The following is a 19,098-nucleotide window of genomic DNA, read 5'->3' as shown; positions in this document are numbered from 1 at the left end:
AAAAATAAAGAAACACTGTATTCAGCGAACCCTTAGGGAGAAATACCCTAAGGTTTTTTTATATCTATTAATGATTTTTCTGCTTAGCTAAAAAACGTAATCCAACACCTGGCTCAGTTGCAATATAACGTGGCTGAATCGCGTTATCCCCCAGTTTACTGCGTAGCTTGCCCACTAAAATACGTAAATAGTGCGTATCTTCCTGATGGGTTGGGCCCCACAGTTCTTTTAAGAGCTGAGGCTGTGTTAAAAGCTGCCCTTGATAGCGCATTAATAGCGTCAAAAGTTGAAACTCTTTTCGAGTTAAAGTAATTGGCTGTTGCTCGATCCAAACTAATCGTTGCATGACATCGACCTTGAGATAGCCATCGTCATACCCATGAGCTTCTTGCTGAATCGGTTGATTTCTTAGAATGACACGTATACGCGCCAAAAGCTCTTGCACACTAAAAGGCTTGGTCATGTAGTCATTTGCACCTGCATCTAGCAAGGCAACTTTTTCATATTCATCAGCACGGACAGATAACACAATAACGGGAACATTCGACCAGCTACGTAATTCTTGAAGCACTTCTTTTCCATCTAAATCGGGTAAGCCTAAGTCTAAAATAACCAAATCAGCCCCTTGGGTTGCCAATGCCTCTAGGCCTTTGTAACCCGTTTCACAGAGCGTGGTTTTGTATTTTTGAGTTCTTAAAGCAATGTCTAGAAATTTACGGATTTGAGGCTCATCATCAATAATCACAATACGTGTTTCTACAGGTGATGTTTCTGGACTTATCATGAATTTACAACTTATTCTTTTACTGGACGAATGGGTAATTTGATTTGAATTAAAGTACCTTTATTTTGGCGCCCTGAAAATGCTTCTATTGTACCCATATGAGCACCAATAATCGCTTTTACAATTGTTAGCCCTAAACCTGTACCGAATTTTCCACGGTCTCCACGCTCCATCGTATAAAACATATCGAAAATGCGGTGTCTTTCGTCTTCAGGGATTCCTGCACCTTTATCTTCAATTTCTATTTTTACTTCATCGTCTGACAAAAGATGAGTACGAATCATAACTGGTTCATCTGGAGGTGAAAAGTTTGCGGCATTTTCTAAAACATTAAAAATAGCTTGCTCTACTAGTGCTGGGTGGACATACAAACTAATAGTTTGTTCAGGCAACTGAACGATCACTTGAATATCAGGTTTGTAGCGCTTTAAACGGCGGGTTGCCGAACCAATTAATTCATCTATACCAATCCAATCCCTTTTTAAAGATAGGCCCTCATGTCCCAAACGGGTCATATCAAGTAGATTTTGAATATAACGATCTAAGCGCTCACCTTCTAAATGAATTGTTTCAAGCAGATCTTGCTGGTCTTGTTCTGACATATCAGCTTTAAAATTCGCAAGCGTGTCTGCCGCCCCAATAATAGAAGCAAGTGGCGAGCGTAAATCATGCGATACCGACGATAATAAAGCTGAACGTAAGCGCTCTGTTTCGCTGGTGACTTTTGCTTGTTCAAGCTCATTGACCAATTGGGTTCGAAGTACTGCCTGAGCAATATACTCGACCACACTTTCCGTTAGTTTCTTCTGCTCAAAATTTAAGGAAACTACATCATCCCTAAAGTAAATTCCCACAATACCTAGGCTATTTTTCTGTTCTAAAAGAGGTAAAAACCACCAGTTTGACTGACTGAGTGTATCTGTAAAACGCCCACACGGCTGCCTGTGTTTCAAACACCATTCTGCAGCTACTTTTTCTTTATCATTTAGCTCAACATCAGACGAAATTACCCTATCTTGAATAGAAATCCATACCTTTGTTTGAAGCTGTGTTTCTAAAGTCATTCGACCTGTTTGCATGACTTCTTCAAGGTTGACGGCACTAGAAAGCTTACGTGCCAAATCTTGCATTACCGTAGTGTAGGCATTTGCTGCTTTTAAAGACAAAACTTGCTGGCGTAACTGAGAGGCCAAACGTCCAGCGATTAACGCTGCTGCAAAAAAAGCAACAACAGTAACGACCCCTTGGTGTGCTGAAATCTGAAAAGTAAAACGTGGTGCGATAAAGAAAAAATTATAAGCTAAGAAGCAGATTAAGGCTGCCACTACGGCAGCAAGCATTCGGGTTTTAGTTGCAACAATTAAAACTGAAATAATGAAAATGACAGAGAAGTCTTCAATACCAAATAGAACTTCCGCGAAATGAGCTAGAAAAATGCTGCCACACGTCACAGCTAAAACAAAAATACTTTCTTTTAATGATAAAAATGAAGGCTTTTCAATTTGATTGATCTTTTTGGTACCCTGTTCTGGGTGCAAAATGGTTAAAGCAATTGAGTTTTCTTGATTTAATAATTGCTGAGCTAAATTTTTCTTAAATAACTTTAACCACCACGGCGAAATACTTTTGCCAATGACCAAATTTGAAATTCCTCGATCAACCGCGGCATCCATTAACGCTGAAGCAACTCGCGGCCCATATAAAACTTCTGTTCGACCACCTAATTGTCGAGCTAACTCAAACGCACGGTCAATCTCGATATATTCTTTTTTATAAGAAGTCCCTGAACTCTGCCCAAAGTCCAAGCTTTTAGCAACATTCACTACAGTCCATGTAGCGCCATTACGTTCTGCTAAACGGCAGCCTGCTCGCACTAAATACTCAGAAGAGCCTTGCCCATCTATCGCAATCATCAATTCATTTTGCAGCGAGATAGACTTCAAACCTTTAGAGGCATAGCTCTCTTTTAAGTCTGAATCGACATGCTCAGCAACGCATTGCATTGCCAGTTCACGTAATGCAGTTAAATTTGAAATGCTAAAAAAGCCTTGTAATGCCAGATTCGCTTGCTCTGGCACATAGACTTTTCCTTGATGGAGCCTTTCAATAAGCTCACTGACAGGTAAATCAATTAAGCGAATGTCTCGTATACGATCAAATACCCGATCTGGTACGGTTTCATTTACTCGAATGCCCGTAATTTGATAGACCACATCATTTAGGCTTTCTAAATGTTGAATATTTATGGTGGTGAATACATCAATACCTGCGTCTAGCAACTCATTAACATCTTGCCACCGTCGTTCATGACGACTATTTGGTACATTGCGATGAGCCAATTCATCAACCAAAACGATTTGCGGATGCCTAAGTAAAATAGCATCCAAGTCCATTTCTTCTAAAGTATGCCCCTGATATTGCATTTCCTTTCTAGCAATTTGAGGCAACCCTTCCAAAATTTTTAGAGTTTCTATTCTTCCATGGGTTTCAACAATACCAACAACAACATCTGTGCCCTGTTGAAATAATTCTTTGGCGCGGGCGAGCATGGCATAGGTTTTTCCTACACCAGGCGCCGCACCTAAAAAGACTGTTAGTCGACCAGCTTGATATCTGTTGACATGATTTAATAAGGCCTCAGCCTGATTTTCGCGATTGCTTTGCACTTGATATCATCCGGTAAACTAACAACTTTATTTTTAAGTTAATATGTAGATTGTAATTGATCTAAAGCAATATTGAGCTGTAATACATTAACACGAGCTTGCCCCAATACACCAAACTGCTTCGGTTCAACATACTTTTGCAAAAGCTCTTTCACAATCTTAGGGTCCAAATGACGAGCTTCAGCCACTCGGGCAACCTGTAACTGAGCAGATTCAGGACTAATATGCGGATCAATACCACTACCAGATTTAGTCACCAAATCACTTGGTATAGGTGTATTACTGGTGTGATCTTGTTTTTTCACAGCAAGAATCTGAGCATCAATTTGTTGCTGTAGCTCAGGATTAGTACGCGCTAAGTTTGTACCTGCCATAGCCATCGGGTCATAAGCAACCGCTGAAGGACGTGGATGAAAATAAGCCTCTCCAACAAATGGCTGAGCAACTAATTTTGCCCCTAAAACTTTATGATCTATTTCAATCAAACTACCATTCGCTTGATTGTTAAATAACACCTGTCCCGCACCTGTAGCGATAGCACTATAAGCAGCGCCACAGCCAACTAAGGTAAAAATTAATAATCCCAAAGAGGCTCTTAAGGTCTGACCCAAATTTGCTTCTGAATTTTGTACATAAGTTTTCATTTCAAACTCCAGATTACAAACCAAATAATTGAACAATCACTACATCAATCGCTTTAATGGCAAGGAATGGCAGAACCACACCGCCCACACCATAAATCAACATATTTCGACGTAATAACTGAGTTGCAGTTGAAGGTTTAAATTTGACGCCTCGAAGTGCGATTGGAATTAATAGCGGAATAATAATCGCGTTAAAAATTAATGCAGATAAAATCGCGCTGTTTGGGCTTGCTAAGTGCATCACATTCAACACTTGCATTTGTGGAATCGCAGCAGCGAACAATGCAGGCAAGATGGCAAAGTATTTAGAGACGTCGTTTGCTAACGAAAATGTTGTTAAAGCACCACGGGTAATCAGCTGTTGTTTCCCAATCTCAACCACAGCGAGTAGTTTGGTCGGGTCTGAGTCTAAATCGACCATATTGCCGGCTTCTTTTGCAGCTTGTGTACCCGAGTTCATGGCTAAACCAATATCAGCTTGCGCTAATGCTGGCGCGTCATTGGTTCCATCACCGACCATCGCAACTAAACGACCTTGTTGTTGTTCGGTGCGAATACAAGCCAATTTGTCTTCTGGTTTTGCTTCGGCAATATAATCATCTACACCGGCTTCAGCAGCAATCGCAGCAGCAGTTAATGGGTTATCGCCTGTGACCATGACAGTTTTAATACCCATTTCTCTTAAACGAGCAAAACGTTCTTTAATGCCGTGTTTAATCACATCTGAGAGTTCAATCACACCCAACACATGATGTTGATTAGCGACGACTAAAGGTGTTGCTCCTTTTTTGGCAACTTGTTCAACACGCGCTTTTAATTCTAAATCTTGAGAATAATCTTCATCTACAAATTTCAAGATTGCATCTAATGCACCTTTACGAATTTGCTCACCATTCGGTAAATTCACACCAGAAATTCGAGTCGAAGCACTAAAAGAGATAAATTCGGCTTGCTCAGGTTCTTGCTGTTTTAAGCCTTGCTCCTTTGCTAACTTAACAATCGATTTTCCTTCTGGTGTTGGGTCAGCAAGTGAACTTACCCAAGCAGCAGCTCTCAACTCAGACTCAGTTACCGAAGTTAAAGGATAGAAAGAGGTCGCTTGACGGTCACCATAAGTAATAGTTCCTGTTTTATCGAGTAAAAGCACATCAATGTCACCCGCAACTTCTACAGCTTTACCCGATTTTGCCAAAACATTGGCTTTGAGTGCACGGTTCATCCCCGCAATACCAATCGCAGGTAACAAGCCACCAATGGTTGTAGGAATCAAGCAGACCAATAACGCCACGAGCACAACTGGATCAAGTTCAATATGCAAATACTTGGCAATAAATGGCAAGCTAATCACGACAATTAAAAACGTGATTGTCATCACCATTAATAAGAAGCCAAGTGCAATCTCATTTGGTGTTTTTTGACGATTTGAGCCTTCAACCAAAGCAATCATACGGTCTAAGAAACTTTGACCAGATTCAGCAGTCACTTGCACAACAATACGATCTGTAAGAACTTTGGTTCCGCCAATAACACCTGAACGGTCTGTTCCAGCTTCACGTAGCACAGGTGCTGACTCACCTGTAACAGCCGATTCATTAATGGTGGCAAACCCTTCTACAATTTCACCGTCGGCTGGAACAAGCTCACCTGCATGTACTTCAATAAAATCATTTAAATGAAGTTCAGTAGCTGCAACTTGAGTCGCTTGACGGTCTGTCAAAGAGTTGAGTCTTCGAGCCGTTAAATTTTCTCTTGCTGCACGTAATGAAGATGCCTGACCACGACCTCTAGCCTCTGCAACAGCTTCGGCATAGTTAGCAAATAAAATCGTAATGAACAAGATAGCTGTGACCACAAAACCAAATAACAGCGTGGTATAACCCAAAACTGTACTAATTGCAGTAACCACTGTTCCCAGCCATACGATTGCCATTACTGGATTTTTAATTGCATGCTGCGGTAGCAGTTTCACAAATGCATTTTTCCAAACTTCAAAATTTGGTACTGCCATGGTTTTTTTATGGCTATTTACATGAGTTTGTGTATTCATTTTCACTCGCCTCCTTAGCCTTTAACCAACAAAAGTTGATCGGCAATTGGCCCAAGGACAAGAACTGGCATAAATTGTAATAAGGTAAGCAACACCACAATCGTAATTAGCGTTAAAGCAAAGGTTGGCGTTTCAACTTGAAGACTACCTGCTGTTTCGGGCGCTTTTCTTTTTGCTGCTAAACGTGTCGCAATCATTAATGGTAAAATTAAGGTTGGAAAACGTCCTAACAGTAGCGCAATACTACAAGTAACATTCCACCATACAGTGTTGTCTCCAAGACCTTCAAAACCTGAACCATTGTTGGCAAAGGCAGAAACATATTCATAGAACACTTGGCTAATGCCATGTGGTCCCGGATTACTAATTCCAGATATGCCTGAAATGCTGAGGCTTAATGCGGTAAATGCAAGAATAACGAGAGGTTGAATCAAGATAATAATCGCGAGTAACTTAATTTCTGCAGCTTCAATCTTGCGCCCAAACAATTCAGGGGTACGACCTGTCATTAAACCTGCAATAAATACTGCGAGTAACAGATAAATCATAAACTGTTGCAGACCACAGCCCACACCACCCCAAATCGCATTAATCAACATATTGATAAGTTCGACTAAACCAGTAAGCGGTGCAGAAGAATCATGCATCATATTGACCGAGCCGTTATTCACCTGTGTAGTAAGGGCTGCCCAAACTGCTGATGCTGCTGGTCCAAATCGTTGTTCTTTACCTTCCATTACAGCAAGCTGAGATGCTGTCGATGACATACTCTCAGACCAGACAGCCGCTGCACCTGAAATAATCGACATGAAAAGCATGCTACCAAAGACAAAGTAAGCAAACTTTTTACGCTGAGTGAAATGCCCGACCATAAAAATGACTGTGATTGGAATAAGTAATATCGCAATCATTTCTAGTAAATTAGAAAATGGTGTTGGATTTTCTAAAGGTACAGAACTATTTGGACCATACCAGCCGCCACCGTTACTACCCAATTGCTTGATCGCTACCATTGGCGCAACTGGCCCTAAAGGAATTTTTTGAGTTTCAACGCTATTGGCTTTATCAATAAGCTGTACTTCTGGTCCACCTTGGAAAGTTGCTGGTACGCCTTGGCTGTTAAGCAACAACGACCAGACAAAACACAGTGGAAGCAAAAAGCGTACTGTAGGGCGAATTACATCTGCCCAATAGTTACCAATTAAAATTTGGTCTGGTTGCTCGGCCACATCGGCTGCAATATGGCTTGGACGCTGATAAAAAAAAGCTCTTAAGGTCGCGACAACTAAAGCCAGCCCCATCATTGGAGTAATAACTTGCAACCCCACAATACCTGTCATTTGCGACAAATAAGATAATTGAGCTTGGCCAGAATAATGCTGTTGATTGGTATTAGTTAAAAATGAAATAACTGTGTGTAACGCTAAATCCCAACTCATATTTGGTGCATGGTTAGGATTTAATGGTAGCCATGCTTGCGTCATAAAAATAGCTAGAATAGCCACTGCAAGAAAAATACAGCTCACAACAAATGCTAGAGAATAGTGTTTCCAGTTCATTTGTTGCTGTGGAGATACACCTAATAAGCGGTAAACAGGATTTTCAATCCAACCAAATAATCCATCACCCAACATCGGCTGATTTGCCATCACTTTGGATAGATATTTACTGAGGCACCATGCTAGAAAAATAGCAATAAATAAAACAAGTATAAGTTCTAACATAGCTATTCTCCTCTATACCCCTTGGCTTGATTTGCCAAACTGGAAATGAGGAGAGATGGAGAAATATCATTTGTTTTAAGTCCGCATAAGACAATGCCAGACTGATGCAAGATGCGCATTTGAGAATTTATAAGCATCTTTATTGTCCTGAAATAACACTAATTTAGTGAATTTCAGTATCGATAAAATGCCCGTAAATTCTCTATTGAGGAAGTTAAAGCCCGCGTAAAGTTTGCGTAAAATTTAGTTTGAAGGGTATTAAACTTTAAAATTAACGACTGGATAAATCATGCTATCAGCCTTTAAGATTTCACAATGCCAAAGTTCATATAAAGGAATTTTTACATCGAGTGCTAAGGGCAATTTTTTAGAATTAAATTGCATATGGTCCAGATCACTTCCCCATGCAATCAAATCTACATCTAAAGAAATATGATGCGACGGACGAACGCGCCCCGAATCTGACTCAAGTTGCTTTAGAAAGGATTCAATTTGGTCACACGATAAAGTGCTTTTTAATAGACATGCCGAATTCCAATAATCATCTCCAATACCATCACGGCATGGAATTTGATAAACAGATGAAAACTGCACTTTCCCCAAAGTTGCTAATTGCGTATAAGCAAAAGTAAAGTGCTGATCTGCGTCTAAATTACTCGCTAGGGCGAGCGCAAAAATTGTTTCTGGTGCGTTCAAGACGAATTCCTACAGCATTTGCTTCTGCAATGATGGCTGGCTTACGGATGGTTATGGTAATTTTTTCAATTGTTGGAAAGGTTTCAAATAAACATTGCAAAACCAACTGCGCTGCATGTTCGATTAATTCAGGTTTGGCTTGCTGAATGGTTTGAGCCGATAACTCACAAATCTGGGCATAGTTGAGTGTGTCCTCAAGCCTGTCAGACTCTGCTGCTCGGCTCAAATCATTATGGATGGTTAAATCCAACATTAAAGGTTGAATAATTTGTCTTTCCCAGTTGAAACAGCCAATCACTGTCTCAACCTTCAAGCCTTCAATAATAATGGCATCCATAAATTTAAACTGACCTTAGTGCTTTAACAACGAAGCAGGTTCCATATTTTGAACCATTTTCAAACGTTGGTCTGCATAAATATCAGTATATGGTGCGAGTACGCGCATAAAACGATCGAAATAAAGCATTTGCTTAAATAATAAAGCAAAATCACGAGGGAATTTAATCCCGTGGCGTTCGCCTACACCCACCATATCCATCATGATGTCATTTAAATCGGCTGGATTTGAAGACAAGATCTGTTGCGGATCGGCCATTAATACGCCATTAAACAAACGCTCTAAATCTTGTGCCAATACATCAACATCGACCTTGTTATGGGTCATACCCATTTTTAGCATATTTTCAGCCATTGCCTGATACTCAGTCTTTTGTAAGGCATCCATAAACGCAATACATGCTGTCCAAACTTCTGGCTTTAACTGACCCACGATACCAAAATCGATAAAACCAATTCGGCCATCTTCAAGCAACATTAGGTTCCCAGCATGTAAGTCCGCATGGAAACTCTTACACAGCATAAGACTACCAAACCATGTATTCATGGCGGTAATCAGTACTTGTGATGGATCTTTAGCATATTGTTTTACGACACTAAAGTCAGTCAAAGACACACCGTATAGGCGTTGCATGGTCAAAACACGGCGTGTAGAAAACTGATGATAAACTTTAGGCGCTGTCGCTGCTTTATTTTGTGAAATATTAAGATACTCCACAAAATCATCTAAGTTTTGTGCTTCTTCAATGAAATCGACTTCACGAACCATACGGCTTTTAATTTCATCTACAATTTCAGAAAGAGCAGCAAATTTAATCTTTGGTACTGCACGCTCAAGCAGCTTAGCAGCCCAATGCACTACACTTAAGTCAGTATATAAAATGGTTTCAACACCAGGCTTTTGTACTTTAATAACCACATCTTCACCTGTGGTCAACTTAGCGGCATGAACCTGAGCAATTGATGCAGAAGCTAATGGCTTTTCATCGATATAGCTAAAAATCTGACTTAAATCGCGTCCTTCAAATTCAGACGCAAGCACACCTTGAATATAACTAAATGGGAGTGTTGGTGTCTGGTCTAGACAACCTTGAAATTCTTCTACGTATTCTCGTGGAAAAAGCGATGGAGTACTCGCAATAAACTGACCAAGCTTAATATAAGTTGAACCAAGCGACTCAAAAGTCTCTCGCATGAGTTTGGCATTACTTGGTTTTTCAGTTGCGTATTTAATTCCAGCTTTGGCGGCAACCACTGCTGTTTCACCAATACGGGCGACTGAACGTAGCCCATCAAACAAAATATTTTTTTTCATATTTCTTCAAAACCAAATCATTCAGGTTGAGTGTAGCAAATTTTGTTTCATTTACTGATTAGCTTGCCTGACAAAGTGGGCAATTTACATCTTTATCAAAACTAACAATACGTTGTGTCATATTTAAACCATCCCACAATAATAGTTTCTGCTTTAAAGGTACACGATTTAAACCTAAATACAGCAAAGTGTGATGTGCTTGTAATGACGCTATCATTACAGGAGTAGTTGCAAGTACCCCTGACTCTGCACAGCGCAGCCCTTCATTACTATGTTGTTCTTTCGGAAAAAGGCATTCATAGCAAGCTGAATCTCCTTCAACCATAAACATTTGTGCCTGAAAACCAATTGCTGAAGCACTAATTAGGGCGACCTGATGCTTCTTACAAGCTGCATTTACCAGATAGCGAGTTGTAAAATTATCACATCCATCTAAAACCACATCTTGGTGTTCAACAAGTCTATCAATGTTATGTTCGTCTAAACGTTCGTTATAGTATTCAACACAGATATAAGGGTTAATTTTCTGTAAACGTTTAGCTAGAATTTCTGCTTTATAACGTCCGATATCTTCATGACCAAATGCAATTTGACGCTGTAAATTACTTATCTCAATAGTATCTGCATCAATTAGTGTAATTTTACCAACCCCTGCTCTTGCAAGTAGCTCTGCACTGCTACAACCTATTCCACCAGCACCGATAATCAGCACATTAGCAAGTTTAAGTTTTTCCTGAGCTTCAATATCCCATCCATCAAGTAAAATCTGACGGCTATAGAGATGCATTTCTTCATCACTTAACTCTACAAAATCGATATCTTGAAGCTCGGTCACGCGTTAATCCTTTCACTTAGAAGCCCAGTGATTTTATGACTAAGTTTGTCATTATGAAAGCTATAAAATGGAAACTACTTTTTTATTCGGTTAATACCCTATCACATTACTTCTCTCATACTTTCTGCAACAATAAGGCTATCTGTTTTCTGTGTTACTTAGGCTAAATATGTCCCAATCATATATTGCACCTGTAGAGTTAGAAAAAGCTTATCGTTTGTTAAATCATGGCCCTACTGTCCTTGTTTCCGCGCAACATGGTGACGACCGTAATGTAATGGCTGCCGCATGGGCATGTGCCTTAGAATTCAAGCCAGCCAAAGTATCCGTTGTTCTCGACAAAAGCACTAAAACACGACAGCTCGTTGAGCAAAGTGGCTATTTCACTTTACAAGTCCCTTGCTATGCACAGCTCGATCTGACTCATCAACTTGGAACCATTAGTAAGTTGGATGATCCAGAAAAACTTGAACATTGCGGGGTTGAGTTATTCTATCAAGAAGAACTTCCTAGCCCACTTGTATCAGGTTGCGTCGCATGGCTGGTATGTAAACTTATTCCTGAACCGCATAATCAATCAGCTCATGATTTATTTATTGGTTCTGTTGTAGGTGCATGGGCAGATAGCCGCATTTTTAGAGATGGGCACTGGCATTTTCAAGATGCGCCGAAAGAACTTCGCAGCCTGCACTATATTGCAGGTGGAACTTTTTATTTGATTGGTGAGGAAGTCAAAGCTCAGATTTAATCATCAAAAAGCGAGTTTCATTTAATTGCAAAAAACCGCATAACAATTGCGGTTTTTTGCATTCAGTGACTATTTTTAAAATCTAATACTTAAACTTGAGTCACTTCACGAGCAATCACCAAGCGTTGAATATCAGAAGCACCTTCATAAATCTGGCTTACACGAACATCACGATAAATTCTCTCTACGGGGAAGTCACTCACATAGCCATAACCACCATGAATCTGAATCGCATCCGAACATACTCGCTCAGCCATAGTAGACGCAAATAGCTTTGCCATTGAAGCTTCTTTTAAACAAGGCAATCCTGCATCTTTTAAAGATGCAGCATGTAAAACGAGCTGATGTGCTGCTTCAATCTGGGTTGCCATATCGGCTAAACGGAAACTCACTGCCTGATGTTGAACTAATTCCACCCCAAATGCTTTACGTTCATTTGCATATTGCACCGCTGCATCAAAAGCAGCTCTTGCCATTCCAACAGATTGAGCAGCAATACCAATACGTCCAGCTGCTAAATTAGATAACGCAATTTTATAACCTTCACCTTCTTGCCCCACCAAATTTTCTAAGGGAATTCGACAGTTTTCGAGAGTAATGGTCGCTGTGTCGGAAGCATGTTGGCCCATTTTGTCTTCAATACGAGTAACCAAATAACCTTGAGTATTCGTCGGTACAAGAAAACACGAAATCCCTTTTTTACCCGCTTGTTTATCTGTAACCGCAAACACCAAAGCCACTCGGGCATTTTTACCGCTGGTAATAAATTGCTTTACGCCATTCAAAACCCAGTGATCGCCATCGCGCTCAGCTTTACATAAAATCGCACTTGCATCAGAACCTACATGTGGCTCAGTTAAACAAAAACACCCTAGCCATTCACCAGAAGCAAATTTTGGTAAATAGGTTTGTTTTTGCTGCTCCGAACCGTACGCCAGTGTAATACCGCAAATTAAGGAATTTTGTACACTGACAATAGTCGAAATAGCACCATCACCCGCAGCAATTTCTTCAATTGCAAGCACTAAAGATACATAGTCCATTCCCGCACCACCCCATTCATCGGGCACGGTCATACCCATAGCACCTAGTGCACCTAAATCTTTTAATTCCTGAGCAGGAAATTCATGGGTTTTATCGCGATGTGCGGCTGTTGGTTTTAACTGATTTTGCGCATAGTTACGCATCATCTCCTGAACCATACTTTGTTCAGCATTTAAGATCATTTCAGCATCCTTATTTTTATTATTTTGCTGCCATACGAATTGCACCATCTAGACGGATGACTTCACCATTTAAGTAAGAGTTTTCAGCAATATGTGCCACCAAACGGGCGAATTCTTCTGGTTTTCCTAAACGAGATGGATATGGCACCATTTGTCCCAAAGCATCCTGTACATTCTGTGGCATACCTTTAAGCATTGGGGTTTCCATAATTCCTGGGGCAATGGTCATAATACGAATGGCATGTCGCGCAAGCTCACGAGCAATTGGCAATGTCATCGCAACAATAGCGCCTTTTGATGCAGAATACGCAGCCTGACCAATTTGACCATCAAATGCCGCCACAGACGCAGTGTTTACAATCACACCACGATCTTCTTCACCTTCTTCAACCGTGTTTTTACTCATTGCATCTGCCGCAAAACGCAGCATGTTAAATGTACCTGTGACATTAATATTTAAAGTATTTGAAAATAGCGCCAAATCATGTACGCCTTCACGACCAACCACTTTTGCAGAAGGGCCAATACCGGCACAGTTCACCAAACCATGTAAATGACCATGTTTGACCAACACATCTTTAAAGAACTGTTCAGCAGCAACTTCATCGGTCACATCAAGTTTTACAAAGTCAGCTTTTGGCCCTAACTGTTTTGCTTGTTGCTCGCCTGCTTCTACATTCATGTCTACCAAGGTAACTGAAGCACCTTGCTGGATTAAATACTCAGCTGTAGCAGCACCCAAGCCAGAGCTACCACCAGTAATCACGAAATGTTTTCCTTGAATTTTCATTATGTAATGTCCTATAGAAATGTTCTTTAAACTTAGTAATGAGAGTAAAAGTTGTTGTTTTCCGATACAATTTCAAAAAGCCTCAAAATGTTTGCAGCTTTTGATCAATCCAAATTTTAAATATATGAAGAAAATATGAGTCTTTGACATGGTTGTCCAATCTTCTTTAAGTAAAGGCACAATTTCGATTGCACTAGTCCATGAAGCACTGAGTGCTGCTTATGCCAAAGGCCTAAATACGCAAATAATTCTAAATAAAGCAGGCATTCCCACTGAATTACTGATGTCTCCAAAGGCTCGTGTACCTGTTACAACGTATGCCCAACTGTGGATAGAGCTTGCTAATGCCATGAACGACGAGTTTTTTGGTATGGATAGTCATCCCATGCGTCGTGGCAGCTATAAGTTATTGACTAAACTTGTCAGTACGGCTGAAACTTTAGAAAAAGCACTCTACGATATTTTAAAATTTTTTAACTTCGTGCTTGATGATATGCACGGAGAACTCATTCGAGAACAAGACAAAGCTTATTTAGTGATTCATGATCGTGAACAACCTAAACGCATGTTTACCTATGCAACCTTTTTAATATTAGTACATGGGCTGATGTGTTGGTTAGTAGACCAACGAATTAGCTTAAATAATATTATGGTACGCTGCTCTAAACCTCAGGATATTCAGGACTATCTCGTACGTTTTGGTGAAGACATTCAATTTAATGCCGAGATAAATCGAGTTGAGTTCGATGCCCACTATTTAGATATTAGAATTAAGAAAGATAAAAAAGCGCTTTATGATTTTTTAGAGCAAACTCCGCAAAATCTTTTAGTTCGCTTTAAAAATGAAAATGCCTTGAGTGTACTTATTCGTCGCCATTTATTGAAACTCCACCCTGCACAATGGCCCGAACTCAAAGATGTGGCACAACAACTCAATATTTCAGAAGCAACAGTTCAGCGCCGACTGAAACATGAAGGTGTAAGCTACCAGCAAATTAAAAATGAAATCCGCTGTGATATTGCTGTTGAACGCTTAAGCAAAACGAATGACTCGATTCAAGATATTAGTGAAGATTTAAGCTTCCAAGATCCAAGCGCGTTTCACCGTGCCTTTAAAAAATGGACAGGTGTCAGCCCAGGTGCATATCGAGATAATTTAACTGCCCATAAGCAATAACATATATATCGAATAAAGCTTAAGGCATTAGAGCTTAAGCTTATGATATTTATGTCTTTTAAATTCAGTATTTCAGATAAACGCTTTATTTAAAACTTAATAATAGTCATAAAAACAGTGTTTTATAGTTTTATTCAAACTTTTATCTTTCAAACTGATTTATAAATCAAAATAACTAAGTTCATAAGCCTCTAAACACGTGAAAGGATGATCTCCTATTTCATTTCGGTTTTATTTTTATCATGTCTTTAAAATCAAAATTTTCTCTACCAAAGACTTTGTTGGCATCAACATTGGGGTTTGTATTTACTTCATCTGCTTTTGCAGCAATTCCGACTACGCTTAAGCTTGATTATGCTTACTATGCACCAACTAGTTTAGTCGTTAAAGATCAAAAACTTCTCGAAAAAGCACTGCCAAATACCCAAATTAAATGGGTTTTTAGTCAAGGCAGCAATCGCTCATTAGAATATCTCAACAGTAATAGTATCGATTTTGCTTCTACCGCTGGATTAGCGGCTGTATTAAGCCGAGCGAATGGTAGTCCAATTAAAACGGTTTATGTACAAAGCCAACCAGAGTGGACCGCACTTGTTGTCGCAAAAAATTCACCAATTAAAAACCTAAAAGATTTAAAAGGTAAGAAAATTGCAGCTACTAAAGGAACAGATCCTTTCTTATTTACACTACAAGCACTAGACACTGTCGGTTTGAGTAAACGTGATGTACAACTGGTTCATTTACAACATCCAGACGGCAAGACTGCATTAGAGCGTGGTCAAGTAGATGCTTGGGCTGGACTTGATCCATTAATGGCTTCTGCTCAAATTCAATCGGGTGCCAAATTGCTTTATCGTAATGTTGGATTTAATAGCTATAGCGTACTGAGCGTTAAAGAAGATTTTGCAAAGCAGAGTCCTGAAGCGGTTGAGGCTGTTATTAAAGCCTACGAACAAGCCCGAAAATGGGCAAAAGCCAATCCAGATAAAGTGGCAGCACTTTTAGCTCAAGAATCAAAACTTCCTCTACCTGTGGCTAAACTACAACTGAGCCGAACCAACTTCGATCAAAGCATTCCATCAGCAACTCAAGCACAAGCGCTAAAACGTTCTGGGAAAATTTTGACAGAAGAAGACTTGGTTAGAAAAGGTACTAACGTCAATCAAGTGGTTGATCAGTTGTTAGACCCACGTTTTGCTCAAAAAGTCGTGAAATAGTATATGAGTGATTCACTTAACAAAGCTGAGCTAAATCACTTCTTAACTCAGCAGGCTTTAAAATCTCAGAAAAAGCATCTAAACCACAAATTTACACGTTGGTTTAAAGCGCTACTCATTCCACTCATCTTTTTAGCGGCTTGTGAGTTTTTAGTCAGAAATGGCTATATCGATGCTTATCTACTCCCTGCACCGTCGAGTTTATGGCAATCTTTTTTAGATTTAGCTCATAGCGACCTATTTGCCCATATTTATATTAGTACATGGCGTGTTCTATTCGGCTTTATTATAGGAAGCGGTTTAGGTTTAATTTTTGCGATTTGGGTTGGCTTAAGTAAAGAGGCAGAAGCATATTTAGAACCAACTTTTTCAGCAATTAAGTCGATCCCAAGTCTTGCTTGGATTCCTCTGCTATTACTTTGGTTAGGAATTGACGAAGGTTCTAAAATTACATTGATTGCAATCGGAGCATTCTTTCCAACTTACACTAATACAGTTGCAGCAATTCATAATGTAGATAAAAAGCTCATTGAAGTTGGAAAAGTTTATCGGCTTAATGCTTTTCAGCGGATTATATCTATTATTTTACCGGCAGCCTCTCCGGGAATTTTAACGGGTTTACGCAACAGCTTAAGCTTATCTTGGATGTTTATGATTGCAGCTGAACTGATTGCAGCCACACAAGGGATTGGCTATTTACTTAGCGATGGCCGAGAAACGTCTCGACCTGATATTGTTATCATTGCAATTATTTTATTGGCGCTATTGGGTAAATTAACCGATACCTTAATGAAACTGATAGAAAACTGGTTGTTACGTTGGCGGGATACACTACAAAAGTAATTTTAAATCCAGCATGCCAAAGTGACTCGATCATTTTGGCCATAATCTTGAATGGTTCTTATCTCACTAAAACCATGCTCAGCAAATATAGTTCGAACAGCTTGCCCCTGATCATAACCATGTTCCAGAGCAATCCAGCCTTTTGGGTTTAACCAGCTCTTACCTTGAGCAATAATAATTTCAATATCAGCCAGTCCCTGATGATCTGCAACCAATGCACGGCGCGGTTCTGTTGCCAAAGCTTGCATGTGCTCATCTTCAGGGTCGATATACGGCGGATTAGAAACAATTAAATCAAATTGTTGTGGGTGCAGTGCCTCAAACCAAGCGCCGCAGGCAAATTTCACACGTTGTAAATCATGTGTTTGTGCGTTTTCTTTCGCAACTTCCAATGTAGGCGCATAGATATCAGTTGCTGTGACGAACCAATCTGGGCGTTCACTCGCTAATGCAAGCGCAATTGCACCTGTTCCCGTTCCCAAATCAACAATATTTGCAGTATTTGGTAAATTTAGATTTAAAACGGTTTCAACTAAAACTTCAGTATCAGGTCGTGGCACTAAAGTATCAGATGTTACTTTTAAATCGAGCGTCCAAAATGGCTGTGAACCCGTTACATAAGCTAAAGGTTCACCTTTTTGAATACGTTCAAGACCAGCTAGATAGTCTTGCTCTTGTTGGGCTGTTAATTCTTGCTCAAGTCTAAACTTTAATTCAAGCGAATTAATTTTTAGAAAATGCTCAAGTAACCAAGCATTTTCTTGTCGTTCATAACTATCAGGCTCACCACGAATTGCAAGCGCTTGAGCAATATTCATTAGCCGCCATTTTCCTGTGCAAGCATCGCCAACTGATCTGCCTGATATTCACGATGTAAGCTATCAAGCAATTCAGTTAAATCACCTTCCATAATCGCGTCTAACTTATATAAAGTTAGGTTAATACGATGGTCCGTCATACGACCTTGTGGGTAGTTATAAGTACGGATACGTTCAGAACGGTCACCAGAACCAACCAAATCACGGCGCATTTCAGAAGTTGCTGCATCTGCTGCTGCACGTTTAGCATTTTCTAAACGCGATACTAACAATGCCATCGCCTTAGCTTTGTTTTTATGCTGTGAACGCTCTTCTTGACACTCAACCACTGTACCTGTTGGGATGTGAGTAATACGCACTGCCGAGTCTGTTTTGTTAATGTGCTGACCACCCGCACCCGAAGCACGGTAAGTATCAATACGCAAATCTGCCGGATTAATTTCAACATTGGTATCGACATCAATTTCAGGCAAGATCGCAACTGTACATGCTGAAGTGTGAACGCGCCCTTGTGATTCAGTGGCTGGCACACGTTGCACTCGGTGAGCACCACTTTCAAATTTTAAGCGACCGTAAACACCATCACCATCTACGCGGCAAATGACTTCTTTAAAGCCACCATGCTCGCCTTCATTTTCAGAAAGAACTTCAATACGCCAGCCTTGTGTCTCGGCATATTTGCTATACATGCGAAATAAATCACCAGAGAAAATTGCAGCCTCATCACCACCTGTTCCAGCGCGAATTTCTAAATAAGCCGCATTAGAATCATTCGGATCTTTTGGAATCATCAAAATGTTGAGCTGGCTTTCTAATTCTTCAAGCAAGGTTTTATTGGCTTGAATTTCTTCTTCTGCCATATCTTTAAAGTCTGGGTCAGACTTCATCATCTCAGCGGTTTCAATATCTTCTTCTGCTTGACGGTATTTACTCCAAACTTCGGTAATTTCAGATAAATCACTATGTTCACGAGACAATTTACGGAAACGTTTGTTATCGGAGATCACTTCAGCATCTGCAAGCAATGCAGTAAGTTCTTCATGTCGATCACAGAGTTGATCAAGTCGTAAACGGAGTGACGCTTTCATAAGAGGAAATATCTCAAAAGTCCAAAAAGCTTATCGAACGCTATGTAAGTATAGAAGATAAGCAAAATCGTAAAAATAGCGCATAGTTTACAGATTATGGCGCTTAAATGACATATATAATCAGCCAATTCATCAACTTTCCCA

The 19,098-nt window shown here is 40.0% G+C and carries 17 protein-coding genes; 4 read left to right on the top strand and 13 right to left on the bottom strand.

Features of this window, described 5'->3' with window-relative positions; translation table 11 throughout:
- Positions 1 to 67: 67 nt before the first annotated feature.
- The 9 genes from AWW73_RS00305 to AWW73_RS00265 all read right to left on the bottom strand — a co-directional run bounded on the left by AWW73_RS00305 (position 68) and on the right by AWW73_RS00265 (position 11,047).
- On the bottom strand, positions 68 to 784 hold the full coding sequence (locus AWW73_RS00305) for a response regulator (RefSeq protein ID WP_062848388.1): 717 nt from the start codon (positions 782 to 784) through the stop codon (positions 68 to 70).
- 11 nt (positions 785 to 795) lie between these two features.
- Complete coding sequence (locus AWW73_RS00300) at positions 796 to 3,450, bottom strand: sensor histidine kinase (RefSeq protein WP_062848387.1); 2,655 nt, start codon at positions 3,448 to 3,450, stop codon at positions 796 to 798.
- A gap of 38 nt (positions 3,451 to 3,488) precedes the next feature.
- The gene (kdpC, locus tag AWW73_RS00295) at positions 3,489 to 4,094 is read right to left on the bottom strand and encodes a potassium-transporting ATPase subunit KdpC (RefSeq protein ID WP_062848386.1); all 606 of its coding nucleotides are present in this window, start codon (positions 4,092 to 4,094) and stop codon (positions 3,489 to 3,491) included.
- Between the two features lie 13 nt (positions 4,095 to 4,107).
- Complete coding sequence (gene kdpB, locus AWW73_RS00290) at positions 4,108 to 6,147, bottom strand: potassium-transporting ATPase subunit KdpB (RefSeq protein ID WP_081409425.1); 2,040 nt, start codon at positions 6,145 to 6,147, stop codon at positions 4,108 to 4,110.
- A gap of 8 nt (positions 6,148 to 6,155) precedes the next feature.
- Positions 6,156 to 7,865 carry a potassium-transporting ATPase subunit KdpA gene (gene kdpA / locus AWW73_RS00285; RefSeq protein ID WP_062848384.1) on the bottom strand — a complete coding sequence of 570 codons (1,710 nt, stop codon included), beginning with the start codon at positions 7,863 to 7,865 and terminating at the stop codon, positions 6,156 to 6,158.
- Between the two features lie 258 nt (positions 7,866 to 8,123).
- On the bottom strand, positions 8,124 to 8,561 hold the full coding sequence (locus AWW73_RS00280; RefSeq protein ID WP_062848383.1) for a 2-amino-4-hydroxy-6-hydroxymethyldihydropteridine diphosphokinase: 438 nt from the start codon (positions 8,559 to 8,561) through the stop codon (positions 8,124 to 8,126).
- Entirely contained in the window at positions 8,518 to 8,898 is a 381-nt protein-coding gene (gene folB / locus AWW73_RS00275; RefSeq protein WP_062848382.1) for a dihydroneopterin aldolase, read from the bottom strand. Before folB ends, AWW73_RS00280 begins: the two co-directional genes overlap by 44 nt.
- A 15-nt stretch (positions 8,899 to 8,913) precedes the next feature.
- On the bottom strand, positions 8,914 to 10,212 hold the full coding sequence (locus AWW73_RS00270; protein WP_062848381.1) for an ABC1 kinase family protein: 1,299 nt from the start codon (positions 10,210 to 10,212) through the stop codon (positions 8,914 to 8,916).
- 58 nt (positions 10,213 to 10,270) lie between these two features.
- The gene (locus AWW73_RS00265; RefSeq protein ID WP_062848380.1) at positions 10,271 to 11,047 is read right to left on the bottom strand and encodes a HesA/MoeB/ThiF family protein; all 777 of its coding nucleotides are present in this window, start codon (positions 11,045 to 11,047) and stop codon (positions 10,271 to 10,273) included.
- A 169-nt stretch (positions 11,048 to 11,216) separates the two neighbouring features.
- Between AWW73_RS00265 and AWW73_RS00260 the strand changes: the two genes are divergently transcribed.
- A complete protein-coding gene (locus tag AWW73_RS00260; RefSeq protein ID WP_016145800.1) occupies positions 11,217 to 11,795 on the top strand; it encodes a flavin reductase family protein in 579 nt (192 codons plus the stop codon).
- Positions 11,796 to 11,884: 89 nt separating this feature from the next.
- Here AWW73_RS00260 and AWW73_RS00255 read toward each other — a convergent pair whose 3' ends face one another.
- Positions 11,885 to 13,021, bottom strand: coding sequence for an acyl-CoA dehydrogenase family protein (locus tag AWW73_RS00255; RefSeq protein WP_062848419.1), 1,137 nt, complete (start codon positions 13,019 to 13,021; stop codon positions 11,885 to 11,887).
- A gap of 19 nt (positions 13,022 to 13,040) precedes the next feature.
- Positions 13,041 to 13,811 (bottom strand): 3-hydroxyacyl-CoA dehydrogenase, encoded by a 771-nt coding sequence (locus tag AWW73_RS00250; RefSeq protein ID WP_062848379.1) that lies wholly within the window; start codon positions 13,809 to 13,811, stop codon positions 13,041 to 13,043.
- Positions 13,812 to 13,959: 148 nt separating this feature from the next.
- Between AWW73_RS00250 and AWW73_RS00245 the strand changes: the two genes are divergently transcribed.
- The 3 genes from AWW73_RS00245 (at position 13,960) to AWW73_RS00235 (ending at position 17,048) form a co-directional block, all read left to right on the top strand.
- Complete coding sequence (locus tag AWW73_RS00245) at positions 13,960 to 14,988, top strand: AraC family transcriptional regulator (RefSeq protein ID WP_062848378.1); 1,029 nt, start codon at positions 13,960 to 13,962, stop codon at positions 14,986 to 14,988.
- Between the two features lie 242 nt (positions 14,989 to 15,230).
- Positions 15,231 to 16,205 (top strand): aliphatic sulfonate ABC transporter substrate-binding protein, encoded by a 975-nt coding sequence (locus AWW73_RS00240; RefSeq protein WP_062848377.1) that lies wholly within the window; start codon positions 15,231 to 15,233, stop codon positions 16,203 to 16,205.
- A gap of 3 nt (positions 16,206 to 16,208) precedes the next feature.
- Positions 16,209 to 17,048, top strand: coding sequence for an ABC transporter permease (locus tag AWW73_RS00235; protein WP_062848376.1), 840 nt, complete (start codon positions 16,209 to 16,211; stop codon positions 17,046 to 17,048).
- A 2-nt stretch (positions 17,049 to 17,050) separates the two neighbouring features.
- Here AWW73_RS00235 and prmC read toward each other — a convergent pair whose 3' ends face one another.
- On the bottom strand, positions 17,051 to 17,866 hold the full coding sequence (gene prmC, locus AWW73_RS00230; protein ID WP_062848375.1) for a peptide chain release factor N(5)-glutamine methyltransferase: 816 nt from the start codon (positions 17,864 to 17,866) through the stop codon (positions 17,051 to 17,053).
- Positions 17,866 to 18,954, bottom strand: a complete 1,089-nt coding sequence (prfA, locus tag AWW73_RS00225) for a peptide chain release factor 1 (protein WP_062848374.1) — start codon at positions 18,952 to 18,954, stop codon at positions 17,866 to 17,868. The genes prmC and prfA overlap by 1 nt, the downstream gene beginning before the upstream one ends.
- Positions 18,955 to 19,098 lie beyond the last annotated feature (144 nt).

The organism is Acinetobacter lactucae (assembly GCF_001605885.1).
GTDB lineage: Bacteria > Pseudomonadota > Gammaproteobacteria > Pseudomonadales > Moraxellaceae > Acinetobacter > Acinetobacter lactucae.
Note: the sequence above shows the minus strand (reverse complement) of the source record. Positions and strands in the feature narration are given on the sequence as shown.